Source organism: Desulfosporosinus sp. HMP52 (assembly GCF_000765145.1).
Lineage (GTDB): Bacteria > Bacillota > Desulfitobacteriia > Desulfitobacteriales > Desulfitobacteriaceae > Desulfosporosinus.
On sequence record NZ_JMGA01000026.1, the window covers coordinates 1 to 17,552 of the forward strand.

The 17,552-nt window shown below is 43.7% G+C and carries 13 protein-coding genes and 2 pseudogenes; 2 read left to right on the plus strand and 13 right to left on the minus strand.

Translation table 11 applies throughout. The annotated features are described in order from the left end of the window. The first annotated feature begins 412 nt into the window (after positions 1-412). Positions 413-760 (plus strand): DUF3102 domain-containing protein, encoded by a 348-nt coding sequence (locus DP73_RS11595; protein ID WP_242865745.1) that lies wholly within the window; start codon positions 413-415, stop codon positions 758-760. 842 nt (positions 761-1,602) lie between these two features. Here the strand turns inward: DP73_RS11595 and DP73_RS11600 are convergent. Next, positions 1,603-1,965, minus strand: a complete 363-nt coding sequence (locus DP73_RS11600; protein WP_052090621.1) for a GNAT family N-acetyltransferase — start codon at positions 1,963-1,965, stop codon at positions 1,603-1,605. 567 nt (positions 1,966-2,532) lie between these two features. Here DP73_RS11600 and DP73_RS23920 point away from each other — a divergent pair. Beyond that, positions 2,533-2,664 (plus strand): hypothetical protein, encoded by a 132-nt coding sequence (locus DP73_RS23920; RefSeq protein WP_242865747.1) that lies wholly within the window; start codon positions 2,533-2,535, stop codon positions 2,662-2,664. Positions 2,665-2,811: 147 nt separating this feature from the next. Here the strand turns inward: DP73_RS23920 and DP73_RS11605 are convergent. The 12 genes and pseudogenes from DP73_RS11605 to DP73_RS11660 form a co-directional block, all read right to left on the minus strand. Beyond that, positions 2,812-3,293: pseudogene (locus DP73_RS11605) on the minus strand (VOC family protein). 7 nt (positions 3,294-3,300) lie between these two features. Further along, positions 3,301-5,013, minus strand: a complete 1,713-nt coding sequence (locus DP73_RS11610) for a 5'-nucleotidase C-terminal domain-containing protein (protein WP_034599656.1) — start codon at positions 5,011-5,013, stop codon at positions 3,301-3,303. 328 nt (positions 5,014-5,341) lie between these two features. Further along, positions 5,342-5,482, minus strand: a pseudogene (locus DP73_RS23925) (2-dehydropantoate 2-reductase N-terminal domain-containing protein); the annotation flags it as partial. 102 nt (positions 5,483-5,584) lie between these two features. After that, on the minus strand, positions 5,585-5,851 hold the full coding sequence (locus DP73_RS11620) for a hypothetical protein (protein WP_034599659.1): 267 nt from the start codon (positions 5,849-5,851) through the stop codon (positions 5,585-5,587). Positions 5,852-6,165: 314 nt separating this feature from the next. After that, entirely contained in the window at positions 6,166-7,422 is a 1,257-nt protein-coding gene (locus DP73_RS11625) for a hypothetical protein (RefSeq protein ID WP_034599661.1), read from the minus strand. Next, the gene (locus DP73_RS11630) at positions 7,419-9,401 is read right to left on the minus strand and encodes a DUF2339 domain-containing protein (RefSeq protein ID WP_034599662.1); all 1,983 of its coding nucleotides are present in this window, start codon (positions 9,399-9,401) and stop codon (positions 7,419-7,421) included. The genes DP73_RS11625 and DP73_RS11630 overlap by 4 nt, the downstream gene beginning before the upstream one ends. A 680-nt stretch (positions 9,402-10,081) precedes the next feature. After that, the gene (locus DP73_RS11635; protein ID WP_034599664.1) at positions 10,082-10,360 is read right to left on the minus strand and encodes a hypothetical protein; all 279 of its coding nucleotides are present in this window, start codon (positions 10,358-10,360) and stop codon (positions 10,082-10,084) included. A gap of 89 nt (positions 10,361-10,449) precedes the next feature. Beyond that, positions 10,450-11,577 (minus strand): M20 family metallopeptidase, encoded by a 1,128-nt coding sequence (locus DP73_RS11640; RefSeq protein ID WP_034599667.1) that lies wholly within the window; start codon positions 11,575-11,577, stop codon positions 10,450-10,452. Positions 11,578-11,689: 112 nt separating this feature from the next. Next, complete coding sequence (locus DP73_RS11645; protein WP_034599668.1) at positions 11,690-12,502, minus strand: GNAT family N-acetyltransferase; 813 nt, start codon at positions 12,500-12,502, stop codon at positions 11,690-11,692. Positions 12,503-12,524: 22 nt separating this feature from the next. Next, the gene (locus DP73_RS11650) at positions 12,525-13,400 is read right to left on the minus strand and encodes a MurR/RpiR family transcriptional regulator (RefSeq protein ID WP_034599698.1); all 876 of its coding nucleotides are present in this window, start codon (positions 13,398-13,400) and stop codon (positions 12,525-12,527) included. 11 nt (positions 13,401-13,411) lie between these two features. Beyond that, entirely contained in the window at positions 13,412-14,518 is a 1,107-nt protein-coding gene (gene menC / locus DP73_RS11655) for an o-succinylbenzoate synthase (protein ID WP_034599670.1), read from the minus strand. Positions 14,519-15,566: 1,048 nt separating this feature from the next. Then, positions 15,567-17,492 carry a cell wall-binding repeat-containing protein gene (locus DP73_RS11660; RefSeq protein ID WP_034599671.1) on the minus strand — a complete coding sequence of 642 codons (1,926 nt, stop codon included), beginning with the start codon at positions 17,490-17,492 and terminating at the stop codon, positions 15,567-15,569. Positions 17,493-17,552: the final 60 nt, after the last annotated feature.

The following is a 17,552-nucleotide window of genomic DNA, read 5'->3' on the forward strand; positions in this document are numbered from 1 at the left end:
ATAAAAGGACTGACGTGTTGGAAGCACGCCAGCCCGGCAGGTTGTCTAACCGCAACGGTTAGCCCGAATTGGAGTTATAAGAAATAACCGCCATCCGGCTAGGGGCGGTTATTTCTTTTTCATGATCATAACAACGAGTGCTGAAAATGCAATCATGAGATACATTGCCTCAAACATTGAGATCATCCTACCACCCCCTTTCTAAAAGGGTGTGGCCAACCGTCCCTCGACAACCTGTTGCAAGTATTATAGCATAATCTTCCAGACAAAATAATGAAACTTATCCCTGACTTTCACAGGGTTCAGGCCGCCTCATATGAACACGAGGCGGCCTGATTTGTTCAACACCCAGCAATTTCTCCTTCAAAGATTAATTCTCCCTGCCCACACGGAAAAGGAGAGTTCCAAGGCAATGCTTAAGCATGGGGAATGGGGCCAGTGGCTGAAAGAATCGGTCTGTTACTCCCAAAGCACCGCCACCAGACTCATGCAAATCTATAAGGAGTACGGCCCTAAACTCCTCGACGTTTCCGAAGGAAACATCAGTTCAAATTATGCAGCGCTGCACAATTTGACTTACACCCAAGCCCTTATCCTCTTAGGTGTCCCGGAAGAAGAGCGGGGGAAATTTATTGAAGACAATGCAATTGATAATATGTCCACCCGAGAGCTGCAGCAAACAGTCAACGAAAAGAACCAGGCGATTGAGGACAGAGATCAGGCCCAAGCAGAAAAAGCTCAGGCCATTGAGAATCACTAGCCCTTTTTAAGCCGTATAGAAAATCATCTGAAGCTCCTCTTTCTTGTACCCACATAAATCAAGAATACTATAGGTCATGCGGATCGTTCTCACAAATGGAAAAAATGAATAAGCGATGATAACTAGGCCAAAGCCAATAGCATGACACAAATCACTCCGAACTGACGGAACAAAAAATTCGAACCTGTCGCAATCCTTGTAGCATAATAAAGTACTAGCTTGGAAAGCCGTCGATAGTTACAGATTGTGAGCTTCTTATGTGTATATGTAAACATTAAGGCGCAGCGCATTCCCTGTCCATCACCTCGCTACGAAGACCACAAAATAAACCTGACCCCGTAATAGAGTTGCCACTGGCAAGTGATTATTTGCATCTTTAATAAGTTGTATCTTTCAATCCATAGAAATCAAGTAACTGCACAAAGCAATAAAACGCACCTAGGGCTAGGTGCGTTTTAAATCGGCGGAACTTGTCGTTCCAAGGAGGATCATGGAACCTACGCGGAACGACAAGTTCCGCCGAGTACATGTCGGAAACAAAGCACGCCAGTCTTCCCTCGGCCAAGGTCCGTCTAATACAAAGAACTACAATCGGGCCGACCGGAGCTGCAATAGAATAGAACCCTATTCAATATAGATTTTGTGAAGTTCAGCTAATACCAGAATCCTGCGGCAAATGAGAAATAATACGACATATTAGTGCAACTTCTTATCCTATTAATCTCCGTTCAATTATGGATGAGATAATTTTGGAAACATGAATTGCTTACTTTCAATAGATTGCAAATCTTTTTCCATTGCAAACAGAGTGGCCGACAGGACGTCGGCCCCTAAACATCCTCTTACGCACCGATTTCTTTTTCCATCCATACAACGTCAAAGATATTACCATTTTTCTTACCTATGTTCAGAAATCTCCCACATTCTAAAAATCCATTCTTTCTATGAAATTCAATACTTTGTTCATTACTTGAAGATATGCTTGCAAGAATTTGTTTTATCCCCAAAGCTTTGCCTTCTTCCTCAAGCAAATTCAAAGCCTCTTTCCCTATGCCTTTTCCAACTTCCTCTTTTCCAATAAAACATGTAATCTCAGCTGTATGTTTAAAAACCGGCAAAGGACTATGTGCTTTTAGAAAACAAAACCCTACCACTTTGCCAGTTGAATTATTCTTCATTACATATGCTGGATAACCTTTTGTCATTTCAAGAAATTTCCCAAAAAACTCATTAGGTTAGTTTATTCTCGAAATATGCTGCATGACTGTTTTCCACGTAATAATTGAAAATGTCCATTGCTTCCTTCCCATGAGCTAATGTCATAGGTTCAAATCGAAAATCCATAATAACTCATTCCCTTCTTTGTTCTATATAACGTGTAACCGGGCGTATGAAAATGCACTGCTTGAGCTTAAAACATTCTTGTAAAATGTGGATGTAAACCGATCGCCGGGGCCGCATATATTGGAGAGCACTCCTTTTCCAGTTCCGAAACACCAACAGCCGAGGGTCGTCCTGATGCAAGTGACTTAAATCATGCAGAACTATTTGGGCATAAAATTAATGAAAAATTACTGTCTGTTTCATCAGTCGATCACATTTCTACAATAAATATACCCGGCAGCTATCCCTATGGAGGAATTACTGAGCTATGGAGTGTTGATTTTATTGCGGTCAGTGATAGGTGTACGCAATACGGAATTTGTGCAGATGTATGTCCTGTCGGTGCTATTGATTCAGAAAACAGCAATCTGATTGATACTGAAAAATGCATTACCTGTTGTGCCTGTATTAAAAACTGTCCGCAAAATGCCAGAACAATGAAAGCCGGCCTGGTCAAAGAAGCTGCAACGCGACTGAATAATCTGTATAGAGAGCGAAAGGAACCGGTCTTCTTTCTATAGGATTGCAAACAGCGTCAATAGACTGGGAACGACTAGATTATGAAATCACACCGAATCTATAATCGATTCGTAATCGGATAAACCTCTAGTTTTCAGCATTTCTACAATATCATTGACATGCCTAACGAATCCACATGATTGCATTTTTTACGTTAAGCACGACCTCACATAATCAACTGGCACATTCATACGTGTGGCCGTTTCTTCAATCGAAAGTCCGGTGTTGATAAATCTCTTAACAACCATAATCATGTTTTCGCCGACTTCAATAATGTGCTTGTCCAGATCATAGAAACGAACTACTCTCTGACCCCACGAATGTTCAAAGAGCGGATGAACATATTCAATAGCTTTCATAATGTTTAATTTTGTAACAAAGCCGTCCATATCTTCTTCCTCAAAATATAACTCACAGGCATTGTTTCCAAAAACAATATCTTCATCTTGCTTATGAATAAAGCCTTTCCAAGTATCAGCAGTCTGCAATGCAATACCGCCTGTCAAAGTCACATTTGCCCTAAAATCAGCAAGAATCTCTAATCCTAAACGTCGTGATAAAACTGCTTTGCTTTCTCATATTTCTCACAGCAATCAACGTTTTTAGAATTATGATTGCCTCCCACTTGCATATAAAAATTATTTACTGACAGGCACGATAATATTTTGACCAGGGAAAATTAAGTGAGGATTTTTTAATTGATTAAGTTCCTGAAGTTTTTGCCAAGTCGTACCGAATTGCTTGGCAATCCGATACAGTACATCACCAGGCTTAACGATATAGATGGCAGGCTCTATAGTAGGCCCTAGGCCAATGGCTTGTTTCTCAACAATTCTTCCCTCCACTTGGGGGTCTACGACCTGCTTAGCCTGAATGAAGTTTATTACTATCTCGTCTAAAGCCGGATATTCATTCGCAATTGCGTCATCAGCTAACATCGAATAGCCATCTCCGCCGCTGGCCATGAAATCATTGACAGCCAATATATAGTCTTGATTCAGATCTAAGGGGTTCCCTTTAAAAATAATCTCAGTCACTTTCTCTCCAGCCGACTTCGAGGGGTCAATAGTATACTTAATGCCCGATACATGAGGGAAGCCGCCACTAAGCTCAGGATAACTCTTTAGACCATTCTCCAAAGCAGCCTTGATATCCGTACCTTTCACTTTCTTGGTTACGATAAAATTACCAAACGGTAATACGGTAATAATTTGACCCTTAGTAATAGGTCCTGCTTCAATGCTGGCACGTATCCCTCCACCATTGACAATGGCCACGTCCGCTCCAGACTCACTTATTATTGCATCAGCAATGAGGTTACCTAGATTAGTCTCACCCTTGCGGACACGTTCCCGTTCACCCTCTAATTTGACGGCAGTTTTTCCAATGACTTGAGACAGTATTAGTTTATTTTCAGCTAGTATCCCGTTAATAGTCTTTAGAACGTCTTGATCGTCTGGGGTTTGTTCAGCGTCTTCTTTAGTAACCAGTTTAGCTTGTTTGCCAATTAATTTTTTTCCTTCAAACGTTAGTTGGACGGAACCCAGGTTCTTATCATATTCTCCTGCACTTACAATCAGAGTGTTACCGATCATCATGCCTTCATTTAATGTAGTGTGACTGTGACCATCTACAATGAGATCAATCTGCGGTACTGCCTGGGCAAGTTTTATACTCGTGTCCTGACTAGATGGATCCATACCTAGGTGCGCTAAGACAACCATAACATCTACCTTTTCTTTAAGTTCACTTACCATCACTCTGGCCTCTTCCACTGGGTCAGTGAACTTAAGACCTGCGACATTCTTAGGATGGGTTTTATAGGCCGTCTCAGGGGTGGACAGACCAATAATACCAATCTTGATACCCTCTACCTCTTTAATAACAAAAGGAGTCAGAACTCGCGTGCCATCCACTGTTTTTACATTGGCACTCAAGATTGGAAAGTTGGTTATCTCATCGAGTTCCAGTAAACGCTGATAGCCGTAATTGAAATCATGGTTACCTGGCGTCATAGCATCGTAGCCCATGATATTCATCAGTTTAGCGATACTCTCACCTCTTAATAGAGTAGCAACCGTCTGTCCGTGAAAGGTATCCCCGGCATCAAGGACTAATGTATTAGGGTTTTGGGCTTTGAACTCCTTGAACATAGCAGCTAGTTTTGCAAAGCCGATCCCATCATACTCTCCTTCAACCACCCTAGAATGTGTATCATTGGTATGCAGAATAGTAATTGTCTTGAGATCTGCCATCCTCTTACCGCTGCTAGCCCAAGCCATTGTGCAAAAACTAATGATCAATAGCATTGAGACAATAATAGAACCAATTAGCCCTTTTGTTTTTTTCACTGTAAACTCTCCTCCTCAAAATCGCCTTATGAAGCATTTCCACATGATCCTTTTATTTCCTTCTTTATTCCAATACCATTCTGAGAAAAGTAAGAAGTTTGACTAGATATGTTATCGATTATCTCCAAAATACCTTTAATATCACTGGAATAGCCTTCAAGCCTTTTTACCGATACATTTGCATCATCTAATCACGAATCACACCTCAATGTTTTACATCGGTGATCTTCTGAAAAAGCAAAGTACTCCTTGCCTAGTCAAATAGCTCGGAGTACTTTGCTTTGCTCTCCAATATTCATTTGCACAAGAACTTTTCCGTTTAGACTATTGTAATTCCATTCAGGGCGGATAAGATGATAGTATGTTCACCTACCTGATTCCTGACAGCTTGAATAGCATCCTTCAGTCCATTGAATTTCACTGCAAAAATAATCAAATCGGCTGGTTCTGCTGCATCTTCCGGTTCTATTCTGGAATTGCTGTTATCCCATTTCTGAGACATTACTCTCTGTCCCATTATACCATGCAAAAATGGGCTCAAAGAAGAGAATAACATGAATATGGAGTGAACTTATTTTGCTTCCCCTTCTTTCCTAAAGATGTGATTTTCTCCCTTGCGGGCCTTTTTCGGAAATGACTTATCTTGTCTTTTTTCATACATTTCCCGGATCCAAACACTCACAGGGGCCTTCCACTGTTCACTTTTACTAGGTATGTTTTTAATTAAACTTTTAGGATTTAATCCCATCTCTTTAGCCATTTTTAAGGTTTCTTCGTTACGTCTGCATTTCTTTTTTGCTTCAGCCCATTCTGCATCCTTCTTAATACTGTTAGCCAATGCACTTACCCTTTCACTTTGCTCAATTTATACCGTAGGTGAGCGGTTGCATATTTTACAATCTATGGATGTATTATTAATCAAGGACTGACGTATTGCAAGTACGCCAGCCGGCAGATTGTCTAACCGAATACCCCCTCTTCCGAAAAGGGTTTGGTTAACCGTCCCTCGACAACCTGTTATAAGTATTAGAGCATAATCTTCCAACCAAAAGATGAAAACTCTCTGACTATACCAACGGGTTCGGGCCATCTCATACCACGAGACGGCTCGTTTTATTCCTCACAGCACAGGCCCTGCTGAACCATATCCTTTTAACTCATTTTCTTAAAGGATCTGAACTGGATAATCCCCACCACCAGGACAGCCAAACCTAAGGCCAGGGGTAAAAGAAAGGGAAAGCGCTCTGTCAGGGGGGGCTTGGCCTCTTTGTACTGGGAGTTTACGCTGTAACTTTTTAAAAACAGGATCTGAAGGTCGTCTTCCTTGATTTTACTCTGCAGGAAGACCTCCCGGGCATCATATGTGGGGAAAGCCATTTGCTCATTACCCCAGAATATCTTGAAGGGCCCATTATCCCCTTCGTCCTTGACCAGGAGGCGGATAGGAACCAGCCCTATCTGGGCCTGGGAAAACTTCACGGGCTGATTATCATCATTCTGCAGGATAACCCGCAGGCAGCGGGCCTGGGTCAGGGGGTATTCCAAGGAAAGGCTCTCATCCCCCCGCTCAGTTCCTCTGTAGAGATAGCCGGAGGTGACCCTTCGCCACTGCTGACCGTCATTGCTGGCTTCCAAGTAAGCCCGGCGGTAAAAACCCTTCTCCCCGGTGATGAGCTTCATAAGCCTGCTGTTTTGATTGGCGTATTTCAAGTCCAGGGTAAGGGTGGTGGTTTTCCCATTCTCCTCCTGGAGAATGGGAAAAGAACTATAATCAACCTCTGGTTTGTCTTTTTTCAAGCTCTTGTATCCTGCACTGGATACACTCAAATTCTCACCTTTGGGCTGGGCAAACTCGAACTTTATAAAGGAATACTCCAATCCCCTCAATGTAAACTGGTTATTGCTGTCATTAATCCCGTAAAGGGTCTGGACCCCAATTTCCTGCCATTTCTCATTGTCATTGCTTCCCAAAATATGAGCCTTAACCAGGTACTCAGGTTTATCCAGCCTTATGGTAATTTCAGCCCCGCCGGCGGGGATACCCTTGAGAGTAAAGTTGTATTGATCCGTACCCTGAATGTTACCTTTGTTGATGATTTCCAGGGGTATGAGGCTCTCCTTGGATTCCTGAGTCTGGAGCCTGGTATAGCCTGTTTCGCGGCCCTCCTTGTTGAATATCCGCAGATCCCGCAGGGAGGCGTCCATCACGGAATTAGGTTCAGCCTCAATCTCCAGGATGAAAAAGCCCGTAGAATTAGGGGAACCGGGACTCACCTCGCCAACATAGTGGAAATCCTCAGGAACTGCAGCCAAAATATTTGGCGAATAGAGCATGGGAATTAGAAATAGAATCAAAACCATCAGAACTTTGATTATCCTTTTTCCGGCGGTCCGGCCTGTGAACCTCACTGTGATTCACCCCTGTCAAAGAGATTTTGCTTCTTCTGGTAAGCAAAGGAGATGCCTAGAAGGATTAAGCCTAAAATGATAAATAGCACAATTCGATAAATGGTTGCTAAACTGGCCAAATCCATCAAGAAGGCTTTAAGCATGGTGACGGAGGTTAAACCTAAAGCGGCATATCTCATCCCCTTAATATTTCTTTTTAAGCCCCAGCTAAAGAGGACAATAGCATAAATCATCCATAAGAGGCCTAAGCTTAACTGTTCCGGAGAGAGGAAGTATTTGTAGGGGTGGAGTTGGAAAAAGTGCCTGTTTTCAAAGGTCAAGGAAACAAATATTAAACTAAGGGCCCATACTCCTACTCCAAATTTCACGTATTTCTCTTTCTCAAGGACCAGTCGGTTATAGAGGTAATAGATGGCTCCCGAGACAGAGACGGCCAAAAGCAGTGCAAAGGACGGCCAGTTCAGGAGGAAAACCTTGGCCCTATACATTTGATAACCGCTGGCATTCTCCAGGGCCACGATGCTCCCTAGGATCAGGACGGCCATACTACTGAAGCGGATGTCCGGAATTTTCAGCTTATATCCCATTAGGAACAGGCCCAGAGCTTCCCCCAGCCAGGAAATAGCCAGGTAATTTTCATTCCTGGACCAGGCTGGTATTGCCATATTGCCCAGGATCAGCACAATAATACCGACCAGGACCAAAAAGCGGCTTTTCAATAGACTTCCCAAAAAGAAAATCCCGCAGGCTTCCAGGACCCAGGCATAACCCACATATTTGTGATTTAATTGCAGATAAAAGGCCACGGTGATAAGTTTGATAGCTACGACAAAGAGGGTATAGACCTGCTTTTTATCTTCCTGGTTCAGCCGGTAGGCCAGACGTCCGATATAGATGTAGGCCAGGGCCGTGGCCAGAGCGTAAAAGCCCATGTAGTCTTTGATTATGGTACCCTGCAGGAAAATCCTGCTCCAGATGAAAAAGGTGGTGGCATTGAGGAAGATTAGGATAGTCTCGGCGGAATTAACCTGAGATTTAACTTTGATATTGTAGCCGCTGGCAATAGCCAGATAAGCCAGGAAATTCACCACGACGAAGATAAATGTAGGCAGTATGAATTCATTCCTATACATTCCGAAGTACCAGACCAAAATCAGCAGCTGATTGAAGAAAAAGCTGATGAGACGGAAGGAATCCCAGCGCTTATATATGGATACTCCCAAAATTCCCAAAGTGAGAATGCATAAGTAGCCGAAGAAAATCCAGGGCAGAGGAGTCCCCGTAGATATCAGCAGGGGGGCCCCGTAACCGCCGACAATGCCCAGGATGCCGATAGTCAGGGAGTCATGGCGGACGGCGGTAAAGACTGTATTGGCCATAACTACGATGAGAAAAGCGAAAGCCCAGGCGGGTGAGATGAGATGATAAAAATTATAGGCGGCATAGACGGAGAAGTATAGAGCCAGGCTCCCGGCTCCTATCAGTCCTTGGGAATAGATAACATATTTCTTCCTCAGCCTTTCCCCTGCACCCAGCATGACCAGACCCACCATAATACCTAGGACAATACGCCCTGTGGGACCAATCCACTGGTTATCAAAGCTGTACTTCAGGAAATAAACCAATCCCAGAATAACGGCTGCCGCCCCAAGGCGGTTGAACCAGGTCCTGCCTATTTCAAACTCAATATTCCCTTGTTCCCTGCCCATGCGCTCCGGTATAGCTTGCAGGTCCGATACTGACTCCGGTTTCACCTTCATCTGCATCTGTACCCCGGCATCTTCTCTTAAAGGTTTAGCCGGCATGTGGGCTTGGGGCGATTCTTTAACGACAGAAGGGGATGCAGGGGGTTTAATCCCCAGTTTGTTCTCGATGGCTTCCAGTCTGTCGGCCAGAAGTCTCTGATTGACGATGATTTCCTCCTGCTGGCGCCGCATTCTTCTCATCATTTCCTGGTTATTCTTGTTTACTCCAAACATTTATTACCTCCACTCATCATAACGCCATGAATATTATCCTTCAAAAGCCATTTTCTGGTGTATCATTACTAATTCTATGTAGATTTAGACATACCTTCTATTTATATGACTTTTTTAAAGCCTACCTAACATAGGTCCAATAGAGGCTTCAGCTATAGGTATGCTGGTTGCATAATTAACAATTCATGGGTATAATATTATAAAAGGACTGACGTGTTGCAAGCACGTCAGCCCGGCAGGTTGTCTAACCGCAACGGTTAGCCCGAATTAGGGGTTATAAGAAATAACCGCCATCCGGCTAGGGGCGGTTATTTCTTTTTCATGATCATAACAACGAGTGCCGCAAATGCAATCATGAGATACATTGCCTCAAACATTGAGATCATCCTACCACCCCCTTTCTAAAAGGGTGTGGCCAACCGTCCCAAGACAAACTGTTGCAACTATTATAGCATAATCTTCCAGACAAAATGATGAAACTTATCCCTGATTATTCCATGGCTCAGGCCGCCTCAAACACGAGGCGGCCTGATCTTTTCTACGATTCTTATTTAATTATGAGCCGTGATAATAACTTGCGCTATAATGTAAAGAACAGCTCTCTATGCCTTCAAGAGCAAAGAGAACTGTTATAAGCACTGTCGCAATACTACAGTGGACCAACCCTTGTTTCCGCGCAATTAATTATTCTTCTTTTTCCAGTCATTAAGTGGTGGACCCGCTATTCCAAGGGGAAACCCTACAGCAATCGCTATTTGCGCTGAGCGAAGTAGTGTTGAATGGATCTGAAATTCTAAGGCTAGAATAACTGTAACTGTTGTTAAGACTAATACCACTGTAAATCCGATCATCAGTCTTATCTTCTGTGGAACGAATCTTCTGAGCTGATAGCCAGCGACAAACGCCAGGGGAACCACTAGGATGTTTAGGATAATAACATGTAGCAGGAAATCATACATTGATTTCCTCCCCCCTTTGAATCAAATCAAATAGTGTATGGTGTAAATATCATTATATCAGCCTATTCTTCCCTTAATCAATCTATTACTTAGTCTATTTTCACCAGCAGGTTAGCAAAGAGCGCTGCCCGTTCGGCTAACTTATCGATCTCAATGTGTTCATTCTCCCCATGAGCTCCGTCGCCAATGCAACCCAAGCCGTCCAGGGTGGGGATACCCAAGGCTGCGGTGAAGTTTCCGTCGCTTCCTCCACCCACGCTAGCCTCCCCCAATTCAAAACCAAGAGAATCCGCGATATTGCGGGCAATCCCATAAAGCGCCCCAATTGCAGCTGTTCGTTCGAGGGGCGGCCTATTCATTTCACCCGTAACAACTAGTGATGAACCCTTTAACTTTGGTTCTAAGCCAAATATAGCTTGTTCTAAGCGTTTGCCTTCCGCCGCAGTAGCTACTCGAAGGTCCACTTCGGCCTCAGCTTCCGAGGCAACTACATTCGAGCGTGTACCTCCTTTAATCACTCCGACGTTCAGAGTTGTGCCTTTCTCATAATCCGTTAATTGTTGTAGTTTAAGAATCTGGTGTGCTAATTCTTCAATGGCGCTTACCCCTTGAGCATGATTGTTTCCGGCATGGGTTGCTATTCCCTGTGCTTTCACAACAAACATTCCAACCCCTTTACGCCCGGTTTTAAGCGCCCCAGTTTTAGCTTCAGCCGGTTCTGCTACTAAAACAACTTTGCTTTTTAGAGCCTCCGCTTCTATGTAGGCTCTGGAAGTAGGACTTCCAATCTCTTCATCCGAGGTTATAAGAAAGACAATTCGTTTTTTTAAGCGCACCCCTAATTCTCTTAAAGTCTTCACTGCCCAGAGAGACTGAATAATTCCACCCTTCATATCCAGAATACCCGGGCCATAGGCGCGATTTCCTTCAATTCTAAAGGGCAAACGCCCTACATCCCAAACCGTGTCCAGGTGGGCGAGGACCAGAATCTGTTCTACCCCTTTACCGTAAGTCAGCTTTAGGTGGTGGCCCACTTGAGATTGAAGAATTTTTTCAGCACGAATGTCTAAATGCTGAGCAAAAAGATGTTCAACCAGTTCACCGGACTTGTTTACTAATTCTCTGGAATTGCTGGGAGACTCCGCTTTAACAAGTCGTTCCAGAGAGGATAGCATCTCGCCTTGGCGTTCTTTGAGAATATGGAGAAGTTCTGACATTAAACAGTCTCCTTTAAAAAAGATTATACGGAAATCGTCAATTTCTGATTTCTGTATGTATTATTCCAGACCCTGGTTTCTTAGAAATTGCTCTGAACAGATGGCAGTCAGGTTAAATTTTTTCTAAAACATAATAGCTGATGGAGGCATCCTGACGCAATAATCCTACCGCAGAATATCCCTTGGCAAACATTAGTATCATTTGACTGCGAACCGCCAGTCGCCACTCTCTGGCCAGATCCGGGTTATTAGCCTTGATCTCCTGGATAGAACATGGAACTGGGACCAGAAAGCCGGAGGCAGCTTGAATTTCCTTCAGGGCTTCTGGTCTTGGATATTCTCCCTGGAGACTCCATTCAGAAAGCAGCGGATAACTCTGCCATTGAGTTGATCTCAAGGAGGAACCGTCTATAGCCTTCGTCACTCCTTCGGAGAGCAGCTCCCACTCTACCCAAAAGCGGTCTGAGGGCAGACCCTGGTTCAACTGATCTTCCATCTCTCCATAATAACTCGGGAGATAGGTTTTGGTATAAGCTCCCAGTTTGCAAAGATTCAGGTAGGCATTGCGAGCCTCCAAGGGATCGAAGGTCCAGACCATTTTCCGGTAGCCATAATTTATAGCCCAATCCCTTTGCTTCAGCTTTAGCTCTCTGCCTAACCCGAGATTCCTGTAGTTCGGGTCAACTGCAAGCATATGAGAACAAAGGTAGGCCTCTGTTCCTTTATAACCAGGAAACCCATAACAAAAGCCAATCATGATCTTGTCCATAAACGCCCCGATGACCACACCTCCATTATGGCTTGTAGCCATCATCTCAGGGAGGGAGGCAGCGACGCTGGCGCTCCAAATTCTTTTCTGCATAGTCAGGGTCTCTTCAATTTCACTTACGGAGGTTAAAACTTTATAATTAATTTCATGTTTCACTGCTTCCGTCCTCCTAATCTCTTTAACCCCATGATTCTGTGGTTGGTATGTGAAACTCAAAACCAGATTGTCCGTCGTAGGTCCTCACTCGATCCTGAACCTTTGGCCAATCAGCCGCTGCCACCCCCGTAGTTAGGGCTTTCAGGAGAGAGAAAATTGCGGCCATACCATTCAAAGCAGATGGCTGCGGAGTAATGGCTTTCAGTAAGACATTGGCCTCAAGCCCTATGGGGGAAAGCTCATCATCCGAAATCCCCAGAACTTTAACCCCTTTAGTTTTCGCTGCCTGTACAAAAGAAATTGTCTCTGATGCGTAACGTGGGAAGGAAAAGGCGATGACCAGCCAATGTTCATCCATTTCCATGATAATACTGTCGGCGTCATCAATCGGGCCCCTATAGAGAGAAGTGTCACCGCGAATCAGGTTTAGTGTTAAAGAAGTCCAGTTGGCCAAGGAATATGAGGTTCTAAACCCTACGACAACAATCTTCTTCGCCTGTATGATAAGATCAACAGCCTTGGTAAAGAGTTCGTTATTAATCGAACTAAGAGTTTGTTGAATGAAAGCAACATCTTGCTCCATTACGCGTTGGATGAGATTATTCTCACCAATCAGTTCTCCAGTAGTATCGCGGTAGTTCTTGAGCGGTCCTTCCTCTTCGTCGGAATTAAGCAACGACTCTCTAATTTCTGTTTGCAGAGCACTATAACCAGAATATCCAAGAGCATAACAGAATCTAATCACCGTGGTTTCACTTGTTTCAGTCAGCTCGCCAATTTTCTGGGCAGAATGAAGAGCGATAGTTTTCGGTTGACCGATCACGAATTTAGCCACGGTCTTTTGACGGGTTGTTAATTCCTGATATCCTTTGCGTATCTGTTCTTTGATGTTTTGCATGTTATCACCTGTCAAATTATACTTTCACTATTTATCAAATATCGCTTAACTTGAGAGTCCACGACCCGGAAGCCGATACCCGGTCCGCTGGGAACTTGAATATACCCATCACTGGACATCATCACCTCGGGCTCGATAATATCAGTGTCCCAATAACGAGAAGATGCTGATGTATCACCAGGTAAGGTGAAATTCGGTAAAGATGAAAGGGCGAGATTATGCGCCCGTCCAACGCCTGATTCCAGCATTCCGCCACACCAGACCGGAATTTTATGCTCTTGGCAGTAGTTATGAATCCGGATAACCTCCTGCAAGCCGCCAACTCTACCGACCTTAATGTTCACGATTCTGCAGCTGTCTAGTTCGATGGCCTGGCGAGCGTCATCCAAGGTATGAATGCTTTCATCAAGACAGATGGGGGTTTTTATCACTGCTTGGAGTTTCCGGTGGTCAATCACATCATCATGGGACAGGGGCTGTTCGATCATCATTAAGCCATACTGATCCATTTCTTTGAAGATATCTGAATCAGCGAGTGAATAAGCCGAATTGGCATCGACCATTAGAGGAATATCTCCGAATTCTGCACGTAAGATGCTTACGGTTTCAAGATCTCGGCCTGGTTTAATCTTCACCTTGATCTTGCGGTATCCCTCCGTAAGGTATCTGCCGACCACTTCAACTAAATCAGACATTGACGGCTGAATTCCGACGCTCACCCCCACGGCGATTTTTTCTTTGACACCGCCAAGAGCCTTACTCAGAGATAGGCCCTCTTCCTTAGCCCAGAGATCCCAAATTGCCCCTTCCAGTCCCGACTTGGCCATATTGTTTCTTCTGATAGGCTTAAAGAGATTGGTGACTTCCCTCGGGTGCCCGATTTCTTTGTTGAGTACCAGGGGAGCAAGGAAGTCCTTAATAATATGCCGAGCAGTCTGAGGAGTTTCTTCGTTGTAAAAGGGTGCAGCCATGACAGTGACTTCTCCATAGCCAACTGCCTCTTTGCCATGCACCTCCACCAACAAAAAGACGCGGTCATTCTGAACACCAAAACTTGTTTCGAAGGGTTTCTTCAGAGGCATCTGCAATTGATGCAGGATAATCTTATGTAGGCGCATTTTTTATTCAGTCCTCCTTGCTATATCGGTTTACAAAGGAATAAAGCGTAAGCTTCATTCTTCTATACTCTTTGAAGCCTAAACTTTATAAATGTAATATACTTAACACTCAGATACAAGTCAATTCAGAATTATATGAGATTTTTGCAAGGGCAACTAATATTCCTTGGGAGTCTCAAATTTAGATATTTTATCGATTATTTCTAAAACACCTTTAATATCATTGGAATAGCCTTCAAGCCTTTTACTGATGTATTTGCATCTGCTAAGCTCGAAACAACTTTCGTTAAGTCTAGAGATTGCTCTCTCAGTGATATTGCGAAAATATTTAAAGTACCTATCTAGGAAATCTTTAATTATAGAGATTAGTTACTCAACCTTTCTCCCATTGACCTTTAGCTCCTGTTTAGTCTCTATATGATCATAGAGCTTGCTGATTATATTACGCTTAGTATTAATGGCATTGCGAATGTTCTCCAGAATGTAGTCCTAAGCTTGTTTTTCCAATTGGATGGAGCAGCCTCTGTGCTCATTGGCAAAACACGTCTTGATTTCCCGCTCAATGGTTTTTCGACTCTCGCTAATCGTAGGTTGACCGATTTCTACAATACCGGCCAGATCTTTTGACTTAATTTATTCTTCTTTCGTAATTCCAAAAATTTAGCTCCATAATCTATTCCCATTATTTCGCTTCCTATCGCTAAAGCAAAAGCAATTACAATTATTGTCAAAAGGAAGATCATTCGAAAATTAAGCATGGCCCAGAAACGACAACGTTGTCATTCTTGACCATGCTTTTACTTCTCCCCATCCCCGGCATATGGATCAATATATAGGTGAGCCAGTTGCATACTTTACAGTCTGCTACACAGCTATGAATATTTCCTGCATTATTCCGTTCGCTACGGCGGCATTCCTTTTGACCTCCGCATTGAACAACCTAATGCTGAAAGCTTGGCTGCTATTGATGATATCAATAACCATCCCAATATGAGCAAACCTTTGACAGCGTCAACGCTTTAATGGAGGATTTGAACAGTTTTAAATCTTAGGACTGGTTTACTTTAGCAGAAGTATTCTGATAACCCGAACCAGCCCGGTTCTTAATTGCAGAATCCAAGTTCGGTCCTTGAAGAACGGTCCAGTAATATTTTGCTGCAATTGCGCAGGATGTTGCATTATTCTCTAACACCAAAGCATCCGCTGAATCTAAGAGGTTGTTATAGGTGTTAAGGATTTTCTGAGAAACGATGGTCTTATCCCCTGACGAGACCAATGGGCTATTGTAAAGAGTATTATAAAATGCTAAAGCTTGTACATAGTAATCGCCCCTGGGCTGCTGAGGGATTTCATAGTTATACCAGAAATCTCCATTCGTCATTAATGACTCAGAATCAAAGGCCAGGTCCCCGCTGTGCATGGGAGTTGGAGTGCTCCAGCAACTGGAGAGATTCGGCGGATCTGTAAGGGGTAATAGGGATCTGGGAAGAATTGTGGCACCTGGAGCAAAGGTAATTGCACTGTTGTATTTTTGCCCGAGAAGGCCAAATACCTTATCCTGATAGGCGTCTTGACCCGTATAGTAATTCGGGTTATTTTCTTTGGTCCAAGCATTATAGGCCCATAGGGCAAAATACCAATTCTCTAAGACGTTGCGATTCCCGTCTCCAATCTTGGGGTAGGCTCGAAACTTGTTATTGAGAATTTTACAGCCTGTGTCAATATTATAATCCAGATCACTTTTCAGCCTGGAAACATCGTATTCGGGATAATTGGCCGGAGAAATCTGCATAATTCCTATGCCGCCGTCGGCAGATATAAAGGGTTGATCGGTTAAAGGCTGTCCTGTTGTTGGATCTGATTCGTATTGTTTCCATCCACTCTCTATCCAAGCAATAGCTTTAACCAGCGCAGGCGGAATATCATTCTGATTGGCTATATCCTCTATTTTTTGGGCAATTATTGCGTTTTGTCCATTTGTATCCCTTGTATTTACAAGATAACGTTGACTCTCCGTAACTACTGCGTCGCCTCCAAGTGCAGTGACAATACTATTAACGGACATCTTGCTTTTCACGAAAACACCTGCAGCAGGAGACTTAACACCGTCAGTGAGGACTATTGCAGACTTAGTTTGAGCAGCCAGCGGTGCACCGGAAAGAGCATCAATACCTGTAACTCCATTGGCTAAGTATACCTGGTCAAAGAATAGAGAACCGGCAAAGTCTTTAATGACTTGATCATTCGTATCATAAGCTGTGATCCCAGAATGGCGGGTAGGCTTTGGAAGTTGGTTTAACACAGTACCATTAATGACGCCGGTTCCGCCAATGACATCAGAAGTCGTGATGTGAGGATTTTCTTTTAAGAATTCTTGGACAATATCAGGAAGTTCAGCACTGTTCGTCAAAAGAATCGGTTGACTGGCCTGGGAAGCAATAGAGGCAATTGAGAGGGCGTCTTGGGTTAACCAGCCGTAGGCAACCGCAACTTTCGTCACCGGTGCCCCGAGGGTAACCATCAGTTGAGCGATCTTAACCGAGGTTTCAAATCGGTCACCTCCACCAAGGGGTACAACCGTAATATTCATTGCTTTCAGCTCATCGAGGACTCCTTGCCTGATCACCGCAGTTCCGCTGGTCACATAAACCTTCGTAACGGCGAGTTTAACAAGTTCGTCTTTGGTAGCAGAGTCAAGTGTGTTTCCAGCTCCGGTCAGAAGGATAGGCGCTTTTAAATAATAGGCCAGCGGACCGGAGGTTAGGGCATCAACCATACCATAGGAAGTTGAAGAAGCAAGAATTGCCGTTCCAGTCCAACCTGTTTGATCAGCAATTCTGACTGCGGTTTGTTCAGCATTTGTACCTGCCAATCGAGTCGGAATCGTGTCGGAAGCAAATACGTTAAGAGGGACCATTGTCAATGTCATACTTGCCATAACCAGAGCAGCTAAGGCTTTTTTTATTTTACTCATGATCTTATTTTTTCTCCTCACGTCTCTTTAGATTCATTTAACCATCGCTCTTGAAGCATC